Genomic DNA, 24,463 nt, shown 5'->3' on the forward strand with positions numbered 1-24,463 from the left:
GCGCTTAATCATCAGATTAAGCGGTGAATGTGTTCGGTTCCGGCTGGTTTTGCGGATTTCCTCTTACTGCTGCCTGGCGCAGCGGGCTGTATTTCCAACAGGGCAGACACTTGCCGCAGCATCTCCCGGCTCACGGTAAGCGTCCCCCTCCATCCGCCCCGGGACTAAAGCCCGTTGCTAAATCCCGATTTTATGGATATTTATGGTGGAATCTGTTATAATGATTAGCGAATAGTTTTGGCTGGAGTTGGAGGATGTGGTATGAATATTTTTGATATTTTGGGCCCCGTTATGGTTGGACCTTCCAGTTCCCATACCGCGGGTGCGGTACGAATTGGCTATATCACCCGCAGGCTGTTAGGAAGCAGACCGGTAAAAGCGGAGATCGGGCTTCACGGATCTTTTGCGGCGACAGGAAAGGGACATGGAACGGATCGGGCTGTTGTTGCGGGGCTTTTGGGGATGAAACCGGATGATATGCGGATCCCGGATAGTTTCCGGGTGGCGGAGCAGGAAGGGCTGGAATTCCAAATACAAAATGTACAGATACGGGAGGCGCACCCGAATACAGCGCTTCTGAAAGTGTGGGGGGAAGAGGGACACACGGTAGAGGTACAGGCCTCATCTCTGGGCGGCGGACGAATTATGCTGAATAAATTGGACGGAATTATGGTAAACTGTACAGGAGAATGTCCGACCCTGATTGTACAGAATCATGACAGGCCGGGGCATGTGGCGGCTGTTGCATCCATGCTGGCGGAGGATTCGATTAATATTGCCACGCTTCAGCTTTACCGCGGGAAGAAGGGTGGTGACGCCGTGATGGTAATTGAGATTGACCAGCGTGTGCCGGAGGCTTCTATCAGATGGTTTGAACAACAGGATGGGATTATGAAAGTGACATATATTGACAGGGAGGATGCATAGATGGCTTATCAGTCTTTGGAAGAAATCAGGCAGGTCTGCTGCGAGAGGGAGATTCCTTTCTGGCGGGCTGTGCTCCTGGATGATATGAATGAGCGGACCGTCAGCGAAGAAGAATCTGTCCAGACGATGGAGGCGATGTGGGACGCCATGCTGCGTTCCAGCGACTCCTATGATGAAAAACTGGTTTCCAGCAGCGGGCTGGTCGGCATGATGGGCGGACAGATGGAAAAATACCGGAAAGAGGGCGATACTCTGTGCGGGGATTTTGTGTCAAGAGTGATCGTGCAGGCACTGCAGATGGGAGAATCCAATGCCTGCATGAAGCGTATTGTAGCGGCTCCTACGGCAGGGGCCTGCGGTGTGATTCCGGCTGTGCTTGTGCCTTTGTACCGGGCTGGAAAGGCGGACAGAGAGCAGATAGTGCACAGCCTGTATGTGACAGCGGGAATTGGACAGGTTATCGCATCCCGTGCCTTTATCGCTGGTGCTGCCGGGGGATGCCAGGCAGAGGTAGGTACGGCTTCTTCCATGGCGGCTGGCGCTCTCGTTTACCTGAAAGGCGGGAACAACAGCCAGATTATGCATGCGGCAGGGATGGCCCTGAAAAACCTGCTTGGGCTGGTTTGTGATCCGGTAGCAGGGCTCGTGGAGGTTCCCTGTGTCAAGCGGAATGTGATCGGAGCTGTCAATGCACTATCTTCGGCGGACATGGCGCTGGCCGGTATTACAAGCAGGATACCGCCGGATCAGGTGATTGATGCTATGAGGGAAGTTGGAGAGTCTATGCATGTTTCTTTGCGCGAGACCGGAAAGGGCGGAGTTGCAAACACCCCCCGGGCAAAGGAAATAGTGGAACATCTGGGAATGTGAATTCAAATATGAATTGGAATTTTCCCTTGACATATCAGGGCTTGCTGTATTATGATAATCACTAATAGAAGGGAGTAACTGGCGCTCTTTGGAGCGTTCGCGATGTCGTCAGGACGATGGCCTTCCATCCGTATCGTGATTAAATGGTGAGACTTTTATTGCATTACATAACATGCAATAGGAGTCTCTTTTTTTGTACCATTCAGTGGAAAAGGCCCCATATTGCATAAAGAAATGGAGGATCATACATGAAAGAATTTTACCAGATTTCTGCAGAGGAAACGAAACAGAGGATCAATGGAACCATGGAACCACTGACTGCAGAAGAAGTGAAAAAGCATCAGGAAAAGTACGGCCCAAATGAGCTGGTAGAAGGTAAGAAAAAGACGACAGTACAGATATTTCTGGAACAGTTTAAGGATTTCCTTGTAATCATTCTGATTGTGGCAGCAATTGTCTCAGGCTTTCTGGGAGACGCCGAGAGCGCGGTAGTTATTTTGATCGTTATTACGATTAATGCGATTCTGGGAACAGTACAGACTGTAAAAGCGGAACAGTCTCTCAACAGTCTGAAAAAGCTTTCGGGACCGGAGGCAAAGGTACTGCGCGGCGGCAATATCGTTCCGATTCCCTCTACAGAAGTAACGGTAGGGGATATTGTCATGTTGGATGCAGGGGATTATATCCCTGCTGACGGACGGCTTCTGGAGTGCGCAAGCTTAAAAGTAGATGAGAGCGCTCTGACTGGAGAAAGCCTTGGAGTGGATAAAAGTACAGCCGCGATTGAAGGGGAGGTTCCTCTTGGCGACAGAATTAATATGGTATATTCGGGCAGCTTCGTGACATATGGCCGAGGTTCATTTCTTGTAACCGGAATCGGTATGGAAACCGAGGTTGGAAAGATTGCGAGCCTGCTCAAGACGACTTCTGAAAAACGTACCCCTCTTCAGATAAATCTGGACCAGTTCGGACAGAAACTGTCCATTATTATCCTGATATTCTGCGCAATCCTATTTGGTATTAATGTCCTGCGGGGCGGCAATATCGGCGATGCCTTTCTCTTCGCTGTGGCGCTGGCAGTTGCTGCGATACCGGAGGCGTTGAGCTCTATCGTTACAATCGTGCTTTCTTTCGGTACACAGAAGATGGCTAAGGAGCATGCGATCATCCGAAAGCTTCAGGCGGTGGAAGGACTGGGCAGCGTGTCAATTATCTGTTCAGATAAGACAGGAACACTGACACAGAATAAAATGACTGTGGAAGATTACTATGTGAACGAAACGCGGGTACCTGCTAGTGAGATCGATATTAACCATCCGGCACACAGTAAGCTGCTGCTGTGCAGTATACTCTGCAATGATTCTACAAATGTAGACGGTGTCGAGATCGGGGACCCAACGGAAACAGCCCTGATTAATATGGGAAGCCGTCTGGGCGTATACGCTCAGGATGTGAGGGAAAAGTATCCCCGAGAAAGCGAAAATCCTTTTGACAGTGACAGAAAGCTTATGGCAACAAAGCATACAATAGATGGAAAGCATGTCATGATTGTTAAGGGCGCTGTGGATGTACTGCTTAATCGGATGGAGTCGATACAGATCCAGGATGAAGTCAGAAAATTTGAGCAGGCAGACCGCAGTAAAATTGAAGCCCAGAACCAGGAATTCTCCAGGGGCGGCCTGCGTGTACTTGCATTTGCATATAAAGAGATCGGGGAGAACCAGGAATTGACTCTGGAAGATGAAGACAATCTGACGTTTGTAGGACTGATTGCCATGATGGATCCTCCGCGTGAGGAATCAAAGGCGGCGGTAGCCGAATGCAGGAGAGCCGGGATTCGTCCGATCATGATTACAGGAGATCACAAGGTGACAGCGGCAGCCATTGCCAAGAGAATCGGCATTTTGGAAGATGAATCAGAGGCATGTGAAGGCGCAGAGATAGATAGTATGTCGGATGATGAATTGAAAGATTTCGTGGAAGGTATTTCTGTTTATGCACGCGTATCTCCTGAACATAAGATCAGAATTGTCAGGGCGTGGCAGGAAAAGGGGAATATCGTATCTATGACAGGCGACGGTGTTAATGATGCGCCAGCCCTGAAGCAGGCGGATATCGGTGTTGCTATGGGAATCACGGGCAGTGAAGTATCAAAGGATGCAGCCTCCATGGTTCTGACAGACGATAATTTTGCAACAATTGTTAAAGCGGTTGAGAATGGCCGGAATGTCTACCGGAATATTAAGAATTCCATTCAATTCCTGCTATCTGGGAACTTCGGAGCTATTCTGGCGGTGCTGTACGCATCCATTGCCGGTCTTCCGGTTCCTTTTGCACCGGTGCACCTGCTGTTCATCAACCTGCTGACAGACAGCCTGCCAGCAATTGCGCTGGGGCTGGAACCGCATTCAAAAGATGTGATGGATGAAAAGCCAAGGCCCATGAATGAGTCCATACTAACCAGGGATTTCCTGACTAAGATCGGAACAGAAGGCCTGTGTATAGGGATTACAACAATGATTGCTTTTCTAATCGGATACCGTACTGGCAACTCCGTACTGGCAAGCACGATGGCTTTTGGCACGCTATGTACTGCAAGACTTGTACATGGTTTTAACTGTAAGGCAGACCGACCGGTTGTATTTACAAAAAGGGTATTCAATAACATCTACCTGATTGGGGCTTTTTTGCTGGGGCTTGTATTAATCACTGGGGTTATGGTTATACCTGGCCTTCAAAATGTATTTAAAGTACAGTCACTGACCCTGGGACAGCTCTTTACCGTATATGGGCTGGCGGCACTTAATCTGCCGGTAATTCAGCTCATGAAGGCTGTCAAGGAGGCGGTAAGGAAGCGAAAGGCATGATGAGAAATTGCGCCGCTGCGGCCGAAAATAGGTATCGGTGGGAGCGGTTTACGGGAGTAAGCTGAAGAAAAGCAAAACGAAAGAAAACCGGGGCAGCCTGGACACATCATGCGAAGCATTTATGGCTTCTCACGATGGGGCAGGGCAACCCCGGTTCTATTTGATTATGTGTGTCTTTTTATTGTTTCTTTAAGGATATATTTTTTATCGCTGTAACGGTCTACGATGTAACTATTTGCCAGATGTTCCAGCTTGTCTGTCAGTGGGTCCAGTGTAAGATCTTCCCCGTATTTTCGTTTCAATGCCTTAGCGAGCAGATAATCGCAGACGTGAGGGTTCTTGGGGAGGAGGGGGCCGTGAAGGTAAGTCCCTATTACATTTTTGTAAACGACTCCTTCGTAACCGGATTTGCCGGTGTTGCCCAGACCATAGAAGACTTTGCCGAAGGGTGTGTGTTTTCCTATGTGGGTGCGGCCGCCATGGTTTTCAAATCCTACAACAGGGGTGTCGAAGAGTGGGCTGTTCAGGACGATGTTGCGGATTAGCCGTTCAGGTTCCCACTCTGTAGTGATGTCCAGAATGGACAGGCCTTCTATGTTTTTTTTGTCTGTTTTGTAATATTTACCTAACAGCTGATACCCTCCGCAGACTGCGAGTACCACACCGTCGTTCTCTACGTAGTCCTTAAAATCCTGCTTAATATTCTGAAGCTGTCCGCAGACCAGTTCCTGTTCACGGTCTGAACCGCCTCCGAGCAGAATAATGTCCAATTTTGAAAAATCAATGGCGTCACCGGATAGAAAGGGGATCACCTCGGCTTCTATTCCGCGCCATTCCAGCCGCTTGCGGAAACATTGGATGTTGCCGCGGTCACCGTACAGATTCAGAAGATCCGGGTATAAATGTCCGATTGTCAGTTTCATGCTGTGGCGCCTCCTTTCCCGGCTTTTTCTAATTCTGTCAGCATATGGTTTGTACTGTAAAGGCCGGAATAATTTACAATGACATAGAGATTGCCGGTTCCATTTTCCGTGCGTTCCTGAACCGTTGCACGCAGATTTGTGGTGGAATCACAGGGAATGTCCTCATATTTTAACCGGAGCCCCATATCATGGCGGCGGGTGCCGGTTGTAGTAATGGTGGCTGCCTGTGCGTCGGCCAGATATTGAAAGTCTACATCCCAGAGCCAGGAGACATCTTCTCCATCCTGATAGGTGTCGTTGATCTGAATGATAATGTCTTTCGGCTTTTTATCCTTTAATACAAGAGAAATCTTCTGTTGAAAACCAATGGGGTTTTTTGCCAGATGGAGTTGAACCCTGGCGCCGTTGATCGAGAAAATACTCTCGCGGTTATTCCCGTAGTCAAAGGTTTCGATCATTTCCTGGAAATGGGACCTGTCTGCCTCAAGTGCATTGAGCGCCGCGTACGCGGACAGTGTATTGTAAATGTTGTATGGTGTGCGTGCGGTTGAATGGATGTCCATTCCGTCCATATGAAATGTATAAAGCTCATCGTGCAGTTCGATTTCGGAGGCCGTGAAATCAGGCTCCGGGCGTTCTAAGCCGCAGCTGGGGCAGTGATAGATACCCAGCTGTCCATAATGGAAGAAGTCATATTCCAGCTTCTTGCCGCAGGAACGGCAGAAGATGCTCTCCCGGATCTCGGAACGGGAAATGTCGTCAAATATCTGCTCACTGATGCCGTAAGTGATAAACGGATTCTCACTTTCAGCGGCAAGGGTATAGGACAGGACATCATCGCAGTTAATGATCAGTTTTGTGTTCGGTACGCTGGTGACGGCTGTCTTCAACTTATGGAAAGTGATGTCAACTTCGCCGAATCGATCCAGCTGATCCCTGGAGATGTTTGTCAGAAGAGCACAGTCTGGTTTCAGTTGGGGGAGCACGCGGACGGAAGCGATCTCATCCACTTCGATACAGGCATAATCTGCATCCAGCCTGCAGTGCTTGTCAGAGGCAAGCACAAAGGCAGAAATAATTCCATTGAGCATATTGGCTCCGGTACGGTTAATAATAACTTTTTTCCCTTCTGCTTTTAATGCATGATACAGAATACTGTTTGTCGTTGTTTTTCCGTTCGTTCCCATGGTTACAATCGTTTTTTCTTTCACCATTTCCGCCATGGCGGATAAGATACGGGGATCAATGATCCGAGCAACATAGCCTGGCAGGGTAACGCCGCTTCCTCTATTCAGTTTTTTAATCAGATAGCTTGTGCATTTAGCACATTTAATTGCGAGTATGCTTCTTATTCTCATAATCTTATATCAACTCTTATCCTTTTCTTGAAATACTTGTACTATTATAATAGAAACGAATGCAGAAAACAAGGAATTTGAAAGGATTTCGGCATTTTGCAGGTACTTGTTACTATGCACGGCCTATGGGCCGTGCATAGTAACGGCACAGAACTATATTTTGTGGGACATGCAATTTTTAGCGAAAGAAATTATAAAGATTTAATGAAGCCTCTGGAAATTCATTTTCAGTGTGATAGAATGGAAATGACTAAAACTGGTAAATACCGAAGATATAGAATCTGAGAATGAGGTGGAATAAGATACATGCAGAAAAAAAGCAGAGAACAGGTGATTGAGGAGAAAAAAGACAGGAGGATTCCGACAACCAGATACCGCCCCGAGTACCGTCAGGGGCTGACGAACCAGCAGGTGCAGGAACACCGTCTGCACGGCTGGACGAACACGGCGGTGGATCCGCCGGCCAAGACAACGAAGGAAATCATCCACAGCAATGTGTTTACGTACTTTAACCTGATATTTGTAATTCTTGCTATTCTTTTATGTATAGCGGGATCTTTCCGTGATCTCACATTTCTTCCGGTTATTATACTGAATACATTGATTGGTATTGTACAGGAGGTGCGGGCAAAGAAGGTGCTGGATGACCTGACGATGCTGAATGCGCCTCACGCAACTGTTGTGCGGGATGGGCAGAAGTCTGTGATTGACGCGGAAGAGCTGGTGCTTGATGATATTGTGATCTTTAAGGCGGGCAGCCAAATATGTGCAGATGCGGAAGTCTGTGCCGGGGAGGTACAGGTAAACGAATCGCTGCTGACTGGAGAATCCGATGAGATTGTGAAGAAGAAAGGCGACGAGCTGATGTCAGGAAGCTTCGTTGTGTCCGGGCAGTGCCATGCAAGGCTGGAAAAGGTCGGCATGGATTCCTATATCTCAAAATTGACTATGGAAGCAAAGGAAATGCAGGAAGGAGAGCAGTCAGAGATGATCCGCTCTCTGGATAAGCTGGTAAAATGCGTGGGTATTGCGATCATACCGATTGGAATTGTACTGTTTGTCCAGGCATTTTTCTTTCAGAATGAAGGCTTTCAGTCCAGTATCACTTCCATGGTTGCGGCAATTATCGGCATGATCCCCGAGGGCCTCTATCTGCTGGCGAGCGTGGCGCTGGCGGTCAGTTCGGTTCGGCTTGCCCAGAAAAAAGTACTGCTTCATGATATGAAATGTATCGAGACACTGGCTCGGGTAAATGTGCTCTGTGTAGATAAGACAGGAACGATTACGGAAAATACGATGAAGGTGCAGGAGGTGATTCCTGCGGACGGTTACGATGAGAAAGAGATGCAGCCTTTGAGCATGCTGATCGGAGACTTTGCGGCGGCGATGGATCAGGATAATATTACAATGGCGGCTATGAAGGAATATTTTCAGTCCGCATCGGGTAAAAAGCCGCTGAGTAAGACAGGGTTTTCTTCTGCTACAAAATATAGCAGTGTCACCTTTGAGGATGAGGTTTACGTACTGGGAGCGCCCGAATTCGTATTGAAGGACAAGTATGAAACCTATGAGGAAGAAATTACCGGATATGCGTCAAAAGGCGCCAGAGTCCTGGTATTCGGCCTTTATGACGGTGAGATTGACGGGAAAGCTTTGGAACAGGGGATTACCCCATTAGGATATATTCTCCTGGCAAATCCCATCCGCAAAGAGGCAAAAGAGACATTTACCTATTTTGCAGAGCAGGGCGTTGAGGTTAAGGTTATTTCCGGAGATAACCCTGTGACGGTATCGGAAGTGGCAAAAAAGGCCGGCATTGCCAATGCGGAGAACTATGTAGATGCTTCCGCCCTTACATCTGATGAGGATGTCCGTAGGGCAGTGCTTGAGAATACCGTATTCGGCAGGGTAACGCCGAATCAAAAGCGGCAGTTCGTCCAAATTTTGAAAGAGGCCGGGAAAACGGTTGCGATGACGGGGGACGGTGTTAATGACGTGCTTGCACTCAAGGATGCAGACTGCAGTATAGCGATGGCTTCCGGAAGCGAAGCCGCGGCCCAGGCATCACAGCTTGTATTGCTGGAATCCGATTTCTCCTGTATGCCCCAGGTCGTTCTGGAGGGCCGGAGGGTCGTAAACAATATCCAGCGGTCAGCCAGTCTGTTCCTGGTAAAGAATATATTCTCCTTCCTGCTGTCGTTGTTCTCGGTTGTATTTATGATCACATATCCGTTGGAACCGTCGCAGATATCTCTGATCAGCATGTTTACAATCGGAGTGCCTGCGTTCTTCCTGGCGCTGGAGCCGAACAAGAACATCATCAAGGGGCATTTCCTGACAAATGTATTCCTGAAAGCCCTGCCCGCTGCGCTGACAGATGTACTTGCAGTGGGGGCGCTGGTGGTATTCGGGCAGACCTTTGGTGTGAATTCAAAAGACATATCCACAGCCGCAACGATGCTGCTGGCTATCGTCGGATTTATGATACTCTATAAGATCAGCGCGCCGATGAACATCATGCGCACAATCGTAGTAGCGGGCAGCATAATAGGACTTCTGTTCTGCAGTATCTTCCTGAACAACCTGTTCGCTATAACCGGTATGTCCACAAAATGTGTCATGCTATTTATTGTATTCTCCATAGCCACAGAACCCGTGCTGCGGTACCTAACATCCTTGTTGGGAAAACTCAGAATATACTATCTGCGCCTGCGGGGAAGAGTAGTGGAGGAGTGAGGGGATCGGCTTGTGGGGGACGCCCCCCCATCCCTTTGGTGGCATTGACGGGTGAGGCGTATGTTTTCCTTTAAACCTTTTTGATTAAGCAACTGCGTAGCTTAAGAGTTTTTTGAGGGTGTTTTGGAACTGTTTGTTTTGGGAACGGAGTTTTAGTTTTTCTGTGCTTGTTCTATTTTGTTCTACGTAAGCGTCGTATTTGTCGAACAGGAGGTGGTAATCCATGTGCTGCTTTTGGCCCCAGCGGACCAGGACCCAGTTCATGGCATCGCTCTGCCAGTAGCTCATGGGGATTTCTGCCGACCTCAGGATGGAGATGTATTGGATGGCCTGCATGGACAGAGAACTTAGCTGCTCGGTAAGTTCTACCTCGTATTTATCTTTTTTACCTAATCTTTTGAAAATTTTAAGAGGAAGGCCTTCTTTTTTTGAGTGAAGTTCCATCAGATTTCCGCTCTGTGAGACGATCTCATTCAGGCGGCAGGCTGCATTCCAGTAAGTTACAAAGGATGCGGAAGAATCCGCCCTCTCTTCCTCGGGCTTTCCGACCGTATATGTGCGGAATACCCTGTTGGGCTTTCCAACCAGTTTTCGATTGTATTTACTGCGCCTGTCCGGGTTGGCGAGCGTCCGGTATGCTTCGAGTATCTCCTGCATATAAGCTGTGGTGTCTATATCATTATGCATATTGGCATCCGGATGGTATACTTTTGCCAATGCATTTTTCGCGCTGGTAATTTCTTCAAGGGTTGCCTCTCTGGATACTCCGAGAATGTCATAGTATGTACGGGTTTCCATCGTTTCCTCCTTATTCCTGTTTCATTATTTATTCTCCCACAATTAATATTACGATAGGATCACAAAAAAATCAAGATCGGGATTTAGTGACGAGCTTTAGTCTCGGCACGGATGGGGGACGCCAAGCGAACTGTAAGCGGCAAGCCCTCCGGCCTGTATGGTCGGTTTAAAATCCTGACCGCTTAACGAAGAAGCTCTAAGAGACCCGGAGGCACCCGGAAGGGCACATCCGGCATGCGCTGAAAAAATTGATATTTTTTCAGCACAGGCCGGATTGAAAATTGATTTCGGAGAATCAATTTTCATCCCTTCCGGATGCCTCCGGCTCTCTAAGAGCTTCTAATCGTCCGCTATAAGGCGTTTTAAACCGACCATACAGGTCGTAGGGCTTGCCGCTTACAGTCCGCTTGGCTGGTTCATCCGACCGGTAGGCAAAGACTCGTTCCTAAGGTGGAGCACGAGACGGGGGAGGCGGATGGAATTGGCTATGCGTATCATGCATCTTGATTAAATGGATTTTAAGGCTTTTATGTATGGGAGCTTTGGGACTGTTTTTGAAGAAATAATATTTATTTAGTAACGATTATCGTGTGTAACTCCATATTTTTTTTATTAATGAACCATACAATTTTTTAAATCCAGTATATTTACGGGTAACAAGGCGATCTAACACTTACACTTATATAAACGAATCACCAATTCTGTTCCATCCGTTGCTACCGTACGAGGGCCCCTCTGGGGAATGAGCTCTTAACTACCGTTTGGATGCAACAGCGAATGACGAGGTGAGTCCGGGAGCTGGCGGGGCAATGTCTGCTGGTGAAAAGTCCATAAAGCGAGCGATTAGAAGCTGTTGAAGAAAACGGAACGGGAAGGGAGGGCAGAATTTGCCTTACCAGGCAAATTCTGATGCCGCCTGCGGCGCGAATGCATCGGCATTCGGGCCAAATGCGGCATGTACCTCCCTTCCCGTTCCGTTTTCTTCTACAGCTTCTTCGCGAAGTGTCAGGACATTTCACCAGCAGACATTGCCCCGCCAGCTCCCGGACTCACCTCGTCATTCGCGTCCTCCATCCGTCAACGAGTCTAAAGCTCGTTAACTAACTCCCGATTTATTGGAACATATTTTCTACGTAGTTCCGCATTTCTTCCCGGCTGTGTTTCTGTCTTGCTTCATCAATCACCTTCTTCTGTTCAGCATCTGATAGATGGGAAAAGTGATTCAGGGCATCGGAGTGCTGTGCCAGTGCCATGGTAAAACCGATCGGCAGTTCTTCATTATTTATCATTAACAAACCTCCTTTCATGAGGGAATTTAATTTTAGTATGTGTTAGTTTTTTGACTTCATACCTGTAAATCTGAGCAGGATAATGGTATACTATTAAATGAAAATATAGAAATGAGGGATTTTTATGGTATTGAGTGTCAGCCGGAGAACCGATATTCCATGCTGTTATCCGGATTGGTTTTATAAACGCGTGGAAGAAGGTACTGTCTGCGTGCGCAATCCATTCCGGCCGCATCGGGTCAGCGAGATTGCGATAACGCCGGATGTGACTGACTGTATTGTATTCTGGACGAAAAATCCCGAACCTTTGATTGCAGAATTGAGCAGATTGGATGAATATTTATATTATTTCCAGTATACTTGACAGGATACGGAAAAGATATTGAACCGGGACTTCCAGATAAGGGGGCTTTGATAGAAGTGTTTCAGAAACTGGCTGGGCGGATTGGCAGGAAACGGATGATATGGCGGTATGATCCGATTTTGCTGAATCCTTATTATACAGCCCGTTTCCACCTGGAGGCTTTTGAAAAAATCGCTGGGAATCTGCAAGGGTGTACGGAAAAGGTTGTTGTGAGTTTTATTGATACCTATAAAAACACCAGGGAAAATGCGGATATTTTGAAGCTGAAAAAAACAGAGCCGGTAGAACTGGAACTGTTAGCAGGTCAGCTTGCAGAGATGGCGGGACGGTATGGAATGCGCATGGCGGCATGCGCGGAAGAGATGGAATTTGGCAGGACGGACATAGAGCACGGGGCATGCATTGATAAGAGCCTCATTGAGGAACTTGCCGGATGTGAACTTGACGCCGGACGGGACAAGGGCCAGAGGCCGGGATGCGGCTGTATGGAGAGCATCGACATTGGGGCTTACAATACATGCATGAATGGGTGCAGGTATTGTTATACCAATTACAGCGGGACTGTTCTAAAGTCCTGCAGGGAGAGGTTTGCTGTCAGTTCGCCGCTGCTTTGCGGCAGATTAGGAGCGGATGATATCGTTACACAACGGGCGGTGAAGTCATGGAAGAATCCGCAGATCCGGCTTCCGCTTTAAGAGAAGGAGAGTGAGGCATGTGGAGGAATCTGCCCGCCGCTATGCCCGGGAGATTGAGCATTTGGATTTTAATAAGAAAAAACTGGAAGAACTGTTGGATGATGAGGAAAGATTTGGTCTGGAAACTTTTTTCCTGATGCTGTAAGGAAAGTTTGAAACGGAGGTTTGGCTATGAAAGCAGTTGTTTATAAGGGAAACGGAATCATATGTCTGGAAGAACGTCCATTGCCTGAAATTCAAAAGGACACAGACGCAATTGTAAAGGTGACGATGACAACCATCTGTTCCAGCGACATACATATCAAGCGCGGGGCTGTTCCACGAGCAAAGGAGAACATCGTACTGGGCCATGAATTTGTGGGAGAAGTGATCCGAATAGGAAAAGCGGTTAAAAGAATACGCCCAGGGGACCGTGTTGCCGTTAATGTAGAAACGTTCTGCGGAAAATGCTATTTCTGCCGCCACGGATATGTCAACAATTGTACGGATAAATATGGGGGATGGGCCCTGGGCTGCCGGATTGACGGGGGGCAGGCGGAATATGTCAGGATTCCTTATGCCGATAACGGGCTTACCAGGATTCCGGAGACCGTTTCAGACGAAGCCGCGCTGTTTACAGGTGATCTGCTCTCAACAGGTTACTGGGCAGCCAAGATGGGGGATATCAAGCTTTCCGATACCGTTGCAGTAATCGGGGCAGGTCCTGCAGGGATTGCGGTTATGAAGTGTGTCGGACTGTATAATCCTGCTAAGATTATAGGGATTGATATGGATGAACAAAGGCTGGACCTGCTAAGGCAGCATAAGATCGCCGATGTCACCTTAAATCCACTGAGAGATGATGTGATAAAGGCCGTAAAAGAACTGACAGACGGGCGGGGAGCGGATTCCGTCCTCGAGGTGGCAGGAAGCAGGGAGACATTTGAGATGGCATGGATGATTGCAAGACCAAATGCGGTTGTAGGAATTGTTGCAATGTACGAAGAGGATCAGGTACTTCCGCTTCCGAAGATGTACGGAAAGAACCTTACCTTTAAAACGGGAGGAGTGGATGCCGCGAATTGCGAGGATATCCTGCGCCTGATCGAAAACGGCAGGCTGAACACGGAGTGTATGATCACCCACAGGACCACGCTGGATCATATAATGGAAGCATATGATATTTTTGAGTATAAAAGAGATGGTGTCGTGAAGTATGCCGTTGCCGTGTAGAAATACAGAAGAAACAGCATTTTCTGCGGTCTAGTTGTTCTAATCTTACCCTCCCTCTACTATATTGGTAATAGACGATATAGCAGAGGGAGTTTTATATGAAAGCAGCACTGGCGGTATTATTAAGCGCACTACTTTGTGTACAGAATGCATATGCAATGCCGGCAAAAGAGTATATTGTCTATGAAGACACGGCAGAATTACAGGAAAATACAGAAGAGGTGCAGGCGGACGCGCAGCAAGGCACAGAAAACACGCAGGACAGCGATACGGCGGCTGTAGAAAGCCAGGAAACCGTTTCGGAAGATACAGGCGGTACTGAGGGGGAGGCGGCTGACACACAGACTGCTGGCCCGGAAGTAAGCGCGCCGTCTGCAATTCTTATGGAGGCGTCCACCGGAGAGGTCATCTTTGAGAAGGATGCGGACACAGCCCGTCCGCCTGCAAGTGTCACAAAGATTATGACTATGCTTTTGATTTTCGATGCTTTGGCCGATGGAAAAATCAAGCTGGAGGATCAGGTGACAACCTCTGAGTTTGCGGCATCCATGGGCGGCTCTCAGGTATTCCTGGAGCCTGGGGAAACACAGACAGTAGATACGATGCTGAAATGTATTTCCGTGGCCAGCGCGAATGATGCGTGCGTTGCTATGGCCGAGTACATATCCGGAAATGAAGAAGAATTTGTCAAACAGATGAATGAGCGGGCAAAGGGGCTGGGAATGGAAAATACCCACTTTGTCAACTGCAACGGCCTGGATGTGGATGGGCACGTGACAACGGCAAGGGATATCGCCCTCATGTCCAGGGAGATGATCACAAAGTACCCGCAGATTCATGACTACTGCATGATTTGGATGGAGAATATCACGCATACAACGAAGAAAGGAACCACAGAATTCGGGCTCACCAACACAAACAAGCTGGTAAGGCAGTATGAATATGCGACTGGTCTGAAGACGGGATCTACGGGCCTTGCCAAATTCTGCGTATCCGCAACTGCAAAAAAGAACGATATTGAGATGATCGCGGTTATCATGGCGGCGGAGGATTCCAAGGCCAGATTTAAGGATGCGACTACGCTGCTGAACTATGGATTTGGAAAATGCCAGGTTTATAAGGATGAGAAACCGGAAAAGCTGAAAGATATAAAGGTAGAGGGCGGTGTAAAAGAGACGATACCCTGTGAGTATGCGGGCAGTTTCAGTTATCTTGACACCAGCGGAGCAAACCTGGCAGGGATTACAAAAAAGCTGAAAGTAAAGAAAAGCCTGGATGCTCCGGTGAAGAAGGGGAATAAGGCAGGAAGTCTGGTTTATTACCTGGACGGGAAAGAGATCGGGAAAGTAGATATTATTGTATCTCAGAATGTGAAAAAAGCGGGATTTCTGGATTATCTGAAAAAAGTTGTTTCACGTTTTCGAACTTAGCCGATTGGGCTGCATTCTGTCATTCATCCGCTGTTCATACCAAATAAAATATCACGAACCATGCAGGGGAGCTATTTGCATGGTTCGTGATATTTTTTTAATATTTTATAAAACCTGAACTGCTAAAAATAAATAACCGGTTATTTATTCTAATGTGTACTATACTTTTGGGTGATCACAATCAAAATAGTGATGCTTCCTCATGATTTGCAGCCCCTGCTGTGGAGTATAAATGTATTGTTCCATTTCTCCGTCCTGGCTGTATTCTTCGATCGGCATCATAAGGGCTGTCTTCTTTCTGAACTCTTTCAGCGTCATGTGGTATGCCTGCTGAAACCGCTTATTCAAATATTTACTGTCAGAGAATCCACTTTCCAGACAAATATCTGTAATATTCATATCTGTTTTTTTCAATAGAAGTACTGCGTGCTCAAATCGTAAAGAATTTACATATTCCTGAAAGGACATTTTCATAGCGTCTTTAAAAAAATGGGACAGATATGTTATCGACAGGCCTTCTTTTTCTGCAAGTTCCGAAAGTGTTATTTTTCCCCTATAGCGCTGGTGGATATAGGTTATGATACGTGTCAGCCTGCGGTCCTTGTTCCTGGCGTTGACGATCTCTGTATCTTTCAGCATATGGTATGGCACAAATGCTGTGAAGTACGAGAATAACCTGTAAAGGTCGCTGACACAGCGAAGCTCAAAACCAGGCGCTCTAAAACAGTAGTTATAGCCAAGGTTAAAACAAGTGTGGATGATATCCAGAGCTTCAGCAAATGGGGTAATAGAAGTGACATTGCTGGTATTAAAACGTATATTTTGGATTGCAGGGTAATGCGCAGCGCAAAAAGAAGGGTCTGCCTGGATTGTCAAAAGGATGCAGTCACTCTGTCTGCTATGTAATGTATGGAACTCATCCGGATTAAATAATGCTATCTCACCGGGACCTAGGTCGAATTCTTCTGTGAGTGTCTTGACATGAAGGCCTCCTTCAATAACCTGCACGATCTCAAAGTCATGGTGCATGTGAGGGGGCCGGTAGGTCAGATTAATCAGAAAGAAGTTGACATTGCTTACCTGCGTATGCGGGATTCTTTCGTATTCATTTACATCATGAATGTGGTCCATGTTTCCCTCCCCCTTTGCCATTATAGTGAATTCAAGTTACATTATAGATAAAAAACAGTTATTTAGCAATATATGAACATAAGATAAAACAACAAACTTGTCGTTTCTGTACAACAAGTTCTCCTTTGTAATTCATTTTAAATATCACTATAGTATAGTTATCGATAGCTAAAAGGTTCATGAATCTGAAAAATGAAAAGGAGAATCAAGCATGAGTGATAAAACGAAGGCAAAGGTATCGCTGCTGCTGTCAGCCATGGGAATGATGACATTTTTGGCGCCGGCGGCGGTAATAGCAGCTATGGTTCAGGAGTTTCCGGATACCAGTGTATCCCTGATCCAGATGATTATTTCTATTCCATCATTGATTTCTATCCCGCTGGGGCTGGTTGCAGCCAGATTGGCAAAACGCTTTTTAAAAAAGACATTGATTATTTTTGGTACGTGTTGTTATTTGGTCGGAGGCATACTCCCTTATTTCTTCCATTTTAATGCACAGGTTATTCTGGCATGCTCCTGTATCATTGGCGTTGGCATGGGGATCGCTATGACCGCGCTGATAGCCCTGATTTGTGAGTTTTTCGAAGGCGCGGAAAGAGGCGGGATGCTTGGGCTATATGCTGCATTTATCTCAATCGGAGGAACGGTAAGCTCACTGCTGGGCGGCCGGTTAGGAGCATCTGTATGGTATCATGCTTTTCTGGCATATTTGATCCTGATACCGATTATTATTCTGGAATGTATTCTGCTGCCTAAAGGACATTTGGATCAGGAAGAGGAAAGCGGACAGCTCAAGCAGAGCAGACGTATGTCAAAGCAGGTGTGGATGATCGCATTGACAGGATTTGTGTTCTATGTCTGCATCAATGTATTCAATAATAATGCAGCTGTGCTCGTGGCAGAGAGATCTTTGGGGGGCGCGGTAGAGTCCAGTTACATCACGACTTGTTATACCATAGCAGGGCTGGTTACAGGATTTTTTGTTGGGAAAATTGTTATTAAGTTAAAAAGGAAGACGATTGCTGCGGCCTATACATTGGGGGCAGTAGGACTGCTGATAGGATTTGCTGGGAACAGCGTCGTACTGATTTGCGTGGGGGCATTTATAACAGGTGTGGGCTTCTGCATGTTTGCGTCCACGGCCAACTTCCACGTATCCGAGATGAGCACGCCGAGTACACTGACTTTTTCCCTTGCTTTTCTGTCAGCGATCATCAATCTCGGACAGGCATTTTCGCCGGTCGTAGTCAATCTGATATCCTCAATGATCGGACCGGATGCCGGCAGCCGCTTTATCATGGCCGGAATTGGAAGTATTGCAATTGCTGTCCTGGCATTGCTTTTTGTTAGGAACAAAAGCAGTCACGAAGAGGTCCGGACGGCAGTTGTACAGGAAGGCAACTAAGAAGGGAATGTAATGAATAGAACAGGAGGACAAATCATGGGATTTGTAATGAGAGTCAAATTAACAGAAACATTAAGAGACGGTACCTTAAAAAATTATTATGAAAACAATAGGAAGGCGGGATATCAGTTTGACTTAAGGCTGGCATATTACCGGGGCCATTATTTATCGGTCATTGATGAACTTTCTGTTGAAGTGGATCATGAAAAAATAGAGGAAGAGTCCATACGGTTCTGTATCAATGGGAAAGAGTTTATGCCGTGTCAGTTAAAGGAAGCATATTACGAATTTTGGAGCATAAAAGATCCGGCAACCATTAAAATCAGAAAGGAAGGCGGGCTGAAGGCAGGAGAGCACCGGGTTAAGCTGACACTTATGCTGCGCAATCCATATCTGCCCCAGCCAGGGGCCGAAGATAGGTACACTCCGGTGGACAGCTGTGATGAAAAGATCATGATTCTCGAAGATACAATTGCTTAAGTCAGAAAGGATGGTATAAAAATGAGTAATATAAAATTAGGTGTTACAACGCATTCCTATGTGGCAGAATGGGTTGACGATAAAGCAACTCTGGAGGATATGGTGCGGCATATAGCAGAATTAGGGTGCGACGGAATGGAGATTGTTGCGACCTCGATGTTTCCGGAGTATCCGTATGTCAGTGATGCATATGCAGGTGAAATCAGGAGATATGCTCAGGATTATGGCGTAAAGCTGGTTGCGGTCAGCGGTAATATGGACCGTGGCAAGAGAAAAGACAGGAATCTGACGGATGAAGAGATGCTTGCTGTCGTAATACAAGATCTTCAGAATGCTAACAAACTGGAGTGTCCGGTTCTTAAATCACAATTTTTAATCTCCCCCAGGGTGATGCAGAGAGCCGCTAAATATGCTGAATTCTATGGGGTAAAACTTACGATTGAGATCCATAACCCGGAGACGCCTTCCAGCCATATCATGACGGAGTATTACAATATGTTTGAGGAGACGGGCTCCGCATATCTGGGATTTGTGCCTGATTTTGGAATATTTGCAGACCGGCCGAATAAAGCGGACTTAAACAGAGCCATTGAAAATGGTGCGGACAGAGAAATTGTAGAATTAGCAACACAGCTTCGCTATGACGGTGTATCAAGAGAGGAAGGCCGTCAGATCCTGTCGGCTAAAAATGCAACACCATCTGAAATGAACTTATTTGAATCCATGTATGGATATATGCAGTTCTCGAAGAATCCTGACTTTGATGGGTTAAGAAAAATCATGAAGTATTGCCCGCATATGCACGGCAAATTCTTCGAGATTCTGGATGACGGAAGCGAAGCTACGATTCCTTACGATAAAATCCTGAGAGTTTTATATGAGGAAGATTATGACGGTTATGTCGTATCAGAGTTTGAAGGACAGATTAAGCCCGGAAAAAGCTCCTTTGATTATGTGAAGCGGCATATCCGCCTGGAACAGTCAATACTGGCGGAAATAAGGGGATAGGAGGTGCCGCATGAAATACAGCTTAATGTCGCTCATGGTCAACGATGAGCTGAAGGTGAAGAAACCGAATTTTATACATATGACGATGATGAAAGAGTTTGGGTATGAAGGCGAAAATCCCACAGTTGAAGAAGTGTTTGAGTTTCTGAACGGACATGGTGTGCCCATCAAAAATGGCAGTATGACCTTCGAGGACTATGTGAAATTTGCAAAAGATGCCGGCTATGACGGTATAGACATGATGGATTTTCATTTAGAGACGGAAGGGAAAGAAGCGAAGCAGATATTAGAACAGTATGGGATCACTTTATCTTCTGTGAATATTATCATTCCATTTGCAAATGCAAAGACCAAAAGTAAATTTGAAACCATGCTGGGCAGGGCAAAGTGTCTGATCAGCCATGCACACGAGGCGGGGTGCCGCAATGTACTGCTTATGCCTTCTGTTTATACGGTAGATGCGGATGTTACGAGAGAAGACGCATTCCATAATATGGTTAACGGCTTAAAAGCCTGCGTGGATTACGGTGAAGAAATGGGAATTTCAATCAGCACGGAGACACTGGAAAGCATTGCGGTGCCATACTGCAGCTGCGGTGAAATGGAACGCATCTTTCAAGCGGTAAGGAAGCTGAAATATACACATGACACAGGAAATCCATTAACTGCATTGGAGAACCCGGCAGAAGTATATGAGATATTCAAAGACAGGACAGTATCGGTTCACTTTAAGGATTTTGCGTATAGTACGGCAGAAGACGGGATTCTTTGCAACGATGGGAAAAAAGTTGTCAGTGTTCCGTTTGGCGAGGGGGCTGTAGATTTCAGGAAACATTATGATATGCTGCTCCGGGATGGATACAAAGGGTTCATAACAATAGAAGGAAGCGTTCCGGCAGATAATTCCCTGGATGGCGCAGTAAAATCTCTGCAATATTTTAAGGATATGGAGAGAGAGGAAAGAGAGAAAATATGGGGAGGCAAACCGGAATGAGAAAAAATCTGAGATACGGCATGGTCGGCGGTGGACCAGGGGCATTTATAGGAGACGCACACCGGAGGGCAATCAGCGTAGACGATACGGCGAGGCTTGTGGCGGGCTGTTTCTCAAGGGATCCTGAGAAATCGAGAGTTCATGGGAATGCATTGGGGCTGGACACAGAGCGCTGCTACGAGAGCTATAAGGAAATGGCTTTGGCGGAAGGAAAAAGAAAAGATGGGATTGACTTTGTGGTTGTAGTTACGCCCAATGCCACCCACTATGAGGTGTGTAAAGCATTTTTAGAAGCTGGGATTCATGTGGCATGTGATAAGCCTCTTGCAACAGACAGCAGCCAGGCGGAAGAGTTAAAGCGGATTGCCGATGAAAAGGGACTGCTCTTTATGGTTACTTATACCTATATGGGACACGTGACCGCAAAATATGTGCGTGACTTAGTAAAAAACGGAGAAATAGGCACGGTTCGCACTATCATGGCAGAATATCCTCAGGGCTGGCTATACAATGAAAAGGATTGGGGAGGAAAACAGGGCGAGTGGCGCTGTGATCCGAAACAGTCAGGCAGGGTGAACTGTCTGGGAGACCTGGGAACCCATGTAGAGAATGCGGTTGCAATGATGACCGGGTTAAAAATAAGACGGGTGCTGGCAAAAATGGATATTGTCGTTCCGGGAAGAAAGCTGGATGACAATGACCAGGTTCTGGTAGAGTATGAAGGCGGGGCAACAGGAATCAACTGGACTTCCCAGTTTGCTATAGGATGTGATAATAGTCTGCGAATCAGAATCTATGGTTCAAAAGGCACCATTCTATGGTTCCAGGAGGATCCGGAAGAAGTAACTTTGATTAAAGAGGATGGAATCCCGCGCCTGGTGAAAAGAAGTTACCCTGCCATTACTCCGGAAGCAGCCAGATACGGACGTCTTCCGGCCGGACATACCGAAGGCTGGCTGGAAGCGATGGGCAATCTGTATGACAGCTTCGGGGAATGCGTGGCAGCGAAAAGGAACGGAACCTTTACAGAGGAAATGATTGATTATCCGACAATTGGATATGGCATTCAGGGACTGAAGTATGTAGAGGCATGCCTTAAGAGCCAGGAAAATGGAAATGTATGGGTTGAGCTATAGAGAAGAAGGGAGAAAGAGACGATGTCAAGACCAGTAACACTTTTCACGGGACAGTGGGCAGACCTGCCATTGGAGGAAATGTGCAGTACTGCTTCTAAAATGGGATATGAGGGGTTGGAGATTGCAACATGGGGACAGCTGAATGTAAGAAAAGCGGCTGAGAGTAAAGAATATGTAAAAGAAATCTTGGGTGTGCTGCAGAAATACAACTTAGGCTGTTGGGCAATCGGCGCCCATCTGACCGGGCAGTGTGTCGGAGATGCCTTAACATACGCCTACGATCCAAGGTTGGATGGGTTCGCACCATCCGAACTGGCAGGAAAGCCAGAGGAAATTCAGAAGTGGGCTGTTGAAGAGATGAAATATACAGCAAAAGCAGCCAGGAATATGGGGGTAGAGGTAGTAACGTGCTTTATGGGATCACCAATTTGGAAAATGTGGTATTCTTTCCCTCAGACGACGGAAGAGCAGGTGGAAGAAGCATATCAGACGATGAAAAGACTGTGGACTCCGATTTTGGATGTATTCGATGAATTCAAAGTTAAGCTGGCGCTGGAAGTACATCCTACGGAAATTGCATATGATTACTGGAGTACAAAGAGACTTCTGGAAATATTTGAGTACCGCCCCACAATAGGAATTAATTTTGACCCAAGCCATCTGATTTGGCAGGGAGTAGACCCGGCAGTATTCTTATACGATTTTGCGGATCGTGTATACCATGTCCACATAAAAGACGCAAAGGTGAACCTAAATGGAAGAAATGGAATCCTAGGCTCGCATATTACTTTTGGAGACCAGCGGAGAGGATGGAACTTTGTTTCACCAGGGCATGGGGACGTTGACTTTGATAATATTATCCGGGTTCTCAATCAGAAAAATTACAAGGGGCCATTGTCGATAGAATGGGAGGACAGTGGCATGGAACGGGTATTCGGGGGAACCGAGGCCTGTGCATTTACAAAGAAAATTAATTTTTCACCATCCGATGTAGCTTTCGATGATGCTCTGAAAAATGATTAAATATGAAATGTTTAAAGGAAGCAGGGGGAACTTGCTTCCTTTTTCCATTTTTAGAATAGTATACGTATTGGAGCAATATATTAAAATAAAAACGAAGAATCAAAGAAGGGGCAAAGAACAATAAAAAATTGAATTTACCGATAAAAGATGTTAGGATAGTGTAGACGATAAATGGAATGCCGGTTGCGTATACCGGTATACAATGGAGGAATATTATGGATTTTGCAAAAATGATAGATCATACGATTTTAAAACCGGATGCCACTAGGGAGGATGTTAAAAAGCTCTGTGGCGAGGCCGCAGCATACGGATTTCATTCCGTATGCGTAAATTCAAGCTTTGTGTACTATTGCGCACAGCTGTTAAAAGATACGGATGTAAAGGTATGTACCGTAGTAGGCTTTCCCCTGGGCGCGATGTCTACAGACGGAAAAGTGGGCGAGACGCTGACAGCGGTATATGACGGGGCGGAGGAAATCGATATGGTGATTCATGTCGGTATGATAAAGAGCGGGAACTGGCAGTATGTGAAGGACGATATAGCCGCTGTTGTTGAGGCTGCTGCAGGGCGTGCCATTGTTAAGGTGATCCTGGAAACATGCCTTCTGACTGACGAGGAAAAGATAAAGGCATGCCAGATCTGCAAAGAGGCCGGAGCCGATTTTGTAAAAACATCTACGGGATTCTCAAAAGGAGGTGCTACTGCGGCGGATGTTGCTTTGATGCGGCGGACAGTGGGGCCGGTTATGGGCGTGAAGGCTTCGGGTGGGATCAGGACAGCAGAGAAAGCCAGAGAAATGGCCGAGGCAGGGGCAGACAGGCTTGGAACCAGCTCCGGTATTGCCATTGTAGAAGGCAATTAAGATGTGGAAGGGAATCATTGCGGCGGTTATTCTGGTTTTCCTGTTGTGTCTGGCTGAAGGAAGACGGGAACTGCGCTTTTTCAAAATTACAAGATATACCCTGAAGGTACCTGCATTTAAAAAACTGGACAGTGAGAAAAAGATCATTTTATTGGCAGATCTTCATAATAAATCCTACGGAGAACATAACAGCAGGCTGTTGGATGCAATACGGAAAGAAAAGCCGGATCTGATCCTGATAGCGGGGGATATGCTTGTGGGGAAAGACATCGCCTCTTATCAGGAAGCCCTGGATTTTGTTACCCGGCTGCCTGCAATATGTCCGGTATATTATGGCCCTGGCAACCATGAGCAGAGGCTGAAAGAATACCCGGAAAAGTATGAAAAGAGCGTATACAAAAAGTTCAAAGAAGGACTGGCACTCTCCGGTGTCCATTATCTGGAGAACCAGACAGCGGACATAAAACTGGACAGGCTGCCTATCCGGGTGAACGGGCTTGAACTGCCGATGCTCACTTATGAGAAATTCAAAAAACACCAAGTGGACGCAGCAGATATCAGACAATGCATTGGAAGGGCGGAACGGGACAAATATCAGATTCTTCTGGCGCATAATCCTGTTTATTATCCTGCATACAGGGAGTGGGGGGCGGATCTGACGGTATCGGGGCATCTTCATGGGGGAATCGTGCGCATTCCCGGGCTTGGGGGTGTGATTACCCCTCAGGCGGCGCTATTTCCAAAGTATTCCGGGGAGATGACCGTGGAAGGCAGCCAGGCGATTGCCGTAAGCAAGGGACTTGGAACCCACACGATCAATCTGCGGTTCTGCAATTATGCGGAAGTGGTTGCAATCAGCCTGCTTCCATACAGGGAAACGAAATAAACTTGTGTATTTTGTGCATTTCCCTTATAATAAAATGCAGTGTGAATATCTGCAGCAGGGAGCGTAAG

General features: G+C 46.8%; 20 protein-coding genes and 1 pseudogene. 16 read left to right on the plus strand and 5 right to left on the minus strand.

Going from position 1 to position 24,463, the window contains the following annotated elements; all coding sequences use genetic code 11:
* Positions 1–261 precede the first annotated feature (261 nt).
* From sdaAB to MWG26_RS10755, 3 genes are all read left to right on the plus strand, one after another.
* Positions 262–927: an L-serine ammonia-lyase, iron-sulfur-dependent subunit beta gene (gene sdaAB, locus MWG26_RS10745; RefSeq protein ID WP_025657565.1), complete on the plus strand. Its 666-nt coding sequence runs from the start codon at positions 262–264 to the stop codon at positions 925–927.
* On the plus strand, positions 928–1,797 hold the full coding sequence (gene sdaAA / locus MWG26_RS10750; protein WP_025657564.1) for an L-serine ammonia-lyase, iron-sulfur-dependent, subunit alpha: 870 nt from the start codon (positions 928–930) through the stop codon (positions 1,795–1,797).
* Positions 1,798–2,045: 248 nt separating this feature from the next.
* Positions 2,046–4,664 (plus strand): cation-translocating P-type ATPase, encoded by a 2,619-nt coding sequence (locus MWG26_RS10755; RefSeq protein WP_025657563.1) that lies wholly within the window; start codon positions 2,046–2,048, stop codon positions 4,662–4,664.
* Positions 4,665–4,828: 164 nt separating this feature from the next.
* Here MWG26_RS10755 and MWG26_RS10760 read toward each other — a convergent pair whose 3' ends face one another.
* Both MWG26_RS10760 and MWG26_RS10765 read right to left on the minus strand, forming a co-directional pair.
* Entirely contained in the window at positions 4,829–5,587 is a 759-nt protein-coding gene (locus tag MWG26_RS10760; protein WP_025657562.1) for a type 1 glutamine amidotransferase, read from the minus strand.
* Positions 5,584–6,945, minus strand: coding sequence for a Mur ligase family protein (locus MWG26_RS10765; RefSeq protein ID WP_025657561.1), 1,362 nt, complete (start codon positions 6,943–6,945; stop codon positions 5,584–5,586). Before MWG26_RS10765 ends, MWG26_RS10760 begins: the two co-directional genes overlap by 4 nt.
* 306 nt (positions 6,946–7,251) lie before the next feature.
* On the opposite strand from MWG26_RS10765, the gene MWG26_RS10770 reads away from it, so the two are divergent.
* A complete protein-coding gene (locus MWG26_RS10770; RefSeq protein ID WP_025657560.1) occupies positions 7,252–9,681 on the plus strand; it encodes a cation-translocating P-type ATPase in 2,430 nt (809 codons plus the stop codon).
* Positions 9,682–9,765: 84 nt separating this feature from the next.
* Here MWG26_RS10770 and MWG26_RS10775 read toward each other — a convergent pair whose 3' ends face one another.
* A complete protein-coding gene (locus MWG26_RS10775; RefSeq protein WP_117441364.1) occupies positions 9,766–10,479 on the minus strand; it encodes a J domain-containing protein in 714 nt (237 codons plus the stop codon).
* Positions 10,480–11,591: 1,112 nt separating this feature from the next.
* Positions 11,592–11,768 (minus strand): hypothetical protein, encoded by a 177-nt coding sequence (locus tag MWG26_RS10780; protein ID WP_181969618.1) that lies wholly within the window; start codon positions 11,766–11,768, stop codon positions 11,592–11,594.
* Between the two features lie 124 nt (positions 11,769–11,892).
* On the opposite strand from MWG26_RS10780, the pseudogene MWG26_RS10785 reads away from it, so the two are divergent.
* From MWG26_RS10785 to MWG26_RS10795, 4 genes and pseudogenes are all read left to right on the plus strand, one after another.
* Positions 11,893–12,827, plus strand: a pseudogene (locus MWG26_RS10785) (DUF1848 domain-containing protein).
* A gap of 19 nt (positions 12,828–12,846) precedes the next feature.
* Complete coding sequence (locus MWG26_RS22715; protein ID WP_275891943.1) at positions 12,847–12,972, plus strand: hypothetical protein; 126 nt, start codon at positions 12,847–12,849, stop codon at positions 12,970–12,972.
* Positions 12,973–12,998: 26 nt separating this feature from the next.
* Positions 12,999–14,039, plus strand: coding sequence for an alcohol dehydrogenase (locus MWG26_RS10790; protein WP_025657557.1), 1,041 nt, complete (start codon positions 12,999–13,001; stop codon positions 14,037–14,039).
* Positions 14,040–14,137: 98 nt separating this feature from the next.
* Complete coding sequence (locus MWG26_RS10795) at positions 14,138–15,469, plus strand: D-alanyl-D-alanine carboxypeptidase family protein (protein ID WP_025657556.1); 1,332 nt, start codon at positions 14,138–14,140, stop codon at positions 15,467–15,469.
* A 159-nt stretch (positions 15,470–15,628) separates the two neighbouring features.
* Here the strand turns inward: MWG26_RS10795 and MWG26_RS10800 are convergent, their stop codons facing one another.
* Complete coding sequence (locus MWG26_RS10800) at positions 15,629–16,600, minus strand: helix-turn-helix transcriptional regulator (RefSeq protein WP_025657555.1); 972 nt, start codon at positions 16,598–16,600, stop codon at positions 15,629–15,631.
* Between the two features lie 211 nt (positions 16,601–16,811).
* Between MWG26_RS10800 and MWG26_RS10805 the strand changes: the two genes are divergently transcribed.
* From MWG26_RS10805 to MWG26_RS10840, 8 genes are all read left to right on the plus strand, one after another.
* Positions 16,812–18,005 (plus strand): MFS transporter, encoded by a 1,194-nt coding sequence (locus MWG26_RS10805; RefSeq protein ID WP_025657554.1) that lies wholly within the window; start codon positions 16,812–16,814, stop codon positions 18,003–18,005.
* A gap of 36 nt (positions 18,006–18,041) precedes the next feature.
* Positions 18,042–18,485, plus strand: coding sequence for a C-glycoside deglycosidase beta subunit domain-containing protein (locus tag MWG26_RS10810; protein ID WP_025657553.1), 444 nt, complete (start codon positions 18,042–18,044; stop codon positions 18,483–18,485).
* A gap of 21 nt (positions 18,486–18,506) precedes the next feature.
* A complete protein-coding gene (locus tag MWG26_RS10815; RefSeq protein WP_025657552.1) occupies positions 18,507–19,493 on the plus strand; it encodes a sugar phosphate isomerase/epimerase family protein in 987 nt (328 codons plus the stop codon).
* Positions 19,494–19,503: 10 nt separating this feature from the next.
* A complete protein-coding gene (locus MWG26_RS10820; RefSeq protein ID WP_025657551.1) occupies positions 19,504–20,487 on the plus strand; it encodes a sugar phosphate isomerase/epimerase family protein in 984 nt (327 codons plus the stop codon).
* Positions 20,484–21,623, plus strand: coding sequence for a Gfo/Idh/MocA family protein (locus MWG26_RS10825; RefSeq protein ID WP_025657550.1), 1,140 nt, complete (start codon positions 20,484–20,486; stop codon positions 21,621–21,623). Before MWG26_RS10820 ends, MWG26_RS10825 begins: the two co-directional genes overlap by 4 nt.
* Before the next feature lie 21 nt (positions 21,624–21,644).
* Complete coding sequence (locus MWG26_RS10830; RefSeq protein ID WP_025657549.1) at positions 21,645–22,646, plus strand: sugar phosphate isomerase/epimerase family protein; 1,002 nt, start codon at positions 21,645–21,647, stop codon at positions 22,644–22,646.
* 215 nt (positions 22,647–22,861) lie between these two features.
* Entirely contained in the window at positions 22,862–23,509 is a 648-nt protein-coding gene (gene deoC, locus MWG26_RS10835) for a deoxyribose-phosphate aldolase (protein ID WP_181969617.1), read from the plus strand.
* 1 nt (position 23,510) lies between these two features.
* Complete coding sequence (locus MWG26_RS10840; protein WP_025657547.1) at positions 23,511–24,395, plus strand: metallophosphoesterase; 885 nt, start codon at positions 23,511–23,513, stop codon at positions 24,393–24,395.
* Positions 24,396–24,463 lie beyond the last annotated feature (68 nt).

It is taken from the genome of Faecalicatena contorta, from assembly GCF_022835095.1.
GTDB lineage: Bacteria > Bacillota > Clostridia > Lachnospirales > Lachnospiraceae > Faecalicatena > Faecalicatena contorta.

Excerpts from the sequence above, each read along its gene's own strand:
- sdaAB (WP_025657565.1), top strand. The coding sequence starts at position 262 with ATGAATATTTTTGATATTTTGGGCCCCGTTATGGTTGGACCTTCCAGT.
- MWG26_RS10755 (WP_025657563.1), top strand. The coding sequence starts at position 2,046 with ATGAAAGAATTTTACCAGATTTCTGCAGAGGAAACGAAACAGAGGATC.
- MWG26_RS10765 (WP_025657561.1), bottom strand. The coding sequence starts at position 6,945 with ATGAGAATAAGAAGCATACTCGCAATTAAATGTGCTAAATGCACAAGC.
- MWG26_RS10805 (WP_025657554.1), top strand. The coding sequence starts at position 16,812 with ATGAGTGATAAAACGAAGGCAAAGGTATCGCTGCTGCTGTCAGCCATG.
- MWG26_RS10760 (WP_025657562.1), bottom strand. The coding sequence starts at position 5,587 with ATGAAACTGACAATCGGACATTTATACCCGGATCTTCTGAATCTGTAC.
- MWG26_RS10820 (WP_025657551.1), top strand. The coding sequence starts at position 19,504 with ATGAAATACAGCTTAATGTCGCTCATGGTCAACGATGAGCTGAAGGTG.
- deoC (WP_181969617.1), top strand. The coding sequence starts at position 22,862 with ATGGATTTTGCAAAAATGATAGATCATACGATTTTAAAACCGGATGCC.
- MWG26_RS10830 (WP_025657549.1), top strand. The coding sequence starts at position 21,645 with ATGTCAAGACCAGTAACACTTTTCACGGGACAGTGGGCAGACCTGCCA.
- MWG26_RS10775 (WP_117441364.1), bottom strand. The coding sequence starts at position 10,479 with ATGGAAACCCGTACATACTATGACATTCTCGGAGTATCCAGAGAGGCA.
- sdaAA (WP_025657564.1), top strand. The coding sequence starts at position 928 with ATGGCTTATCAGTCTTTGGAAGAAATCAGGCAGGTCTGCTGCGAGAGG.
- MWG26_RS10840 (WP_025657547.1), top strand. The coding sequence starts at position 23,511 with ATGTGGAAGGGAATCATTGCGGCGGTTATTCTGGTTTTCCTGTTGTGT.
- MWG26_RS10780 (WP_181969618.1), bottom strand. The coding sequence starts at position 11,768 with ATGATAAATAATGAAGAACTGCCGATCGGTTTTACCATGGCACTGGCA.
- MWG26_RS10770 (WP_025657560.1), top strand. The coding sequence starts at position 7,252 with ATGCAGAAAAAAAGCAGAGAACAGGTGATTGAGGAGAAAAAAGACAGG.
- MWG26_RS10815 (WP_025657552.1), top strand. The coding sequence starts at position 18,507 with ATGAGTAATATAAAATTAGGTGTTACAACGCATTCCTATGTGGCAGAA.
- MWG26_RS10810 (WP_025657553.1), top strand. The coding sequence starts at position 18,042 with ATGGGATTTGTAATGAGAGTCAAATTAACAGAAACATTAAGAGACGGT.
- MWG26_RS10825 (WP_025657550.1), top strand. The coding sequence starts at position 20,484 with ATGAGAAAAAATCTGAGATACGGCATGGTCGGCGGTGGACCAGGGGCA.
- MWG26_RS10800 (WP_025657555.1), bottom strand. The coding sequence starts at position 16,600 with ATGGACCACATTCATGATGTAAATGAATACGAAAGAATCCCGCATACG.
- MWG26_RS10790 (WP_025657557.1), top strand. The coding sequence starts at position 12,999 with ATGAAAGCAGTTGTTTATAAGGGAAACGGAATCATATGTCTGGAAGAA.
- MWG26_RS10795 (WP_025657556.1), top strand. The coding sequence starts at position 14,138 with ATGAAAGCAGCACTGGCGGTATTATTAAGCGCACTACTTTGTGTACAG.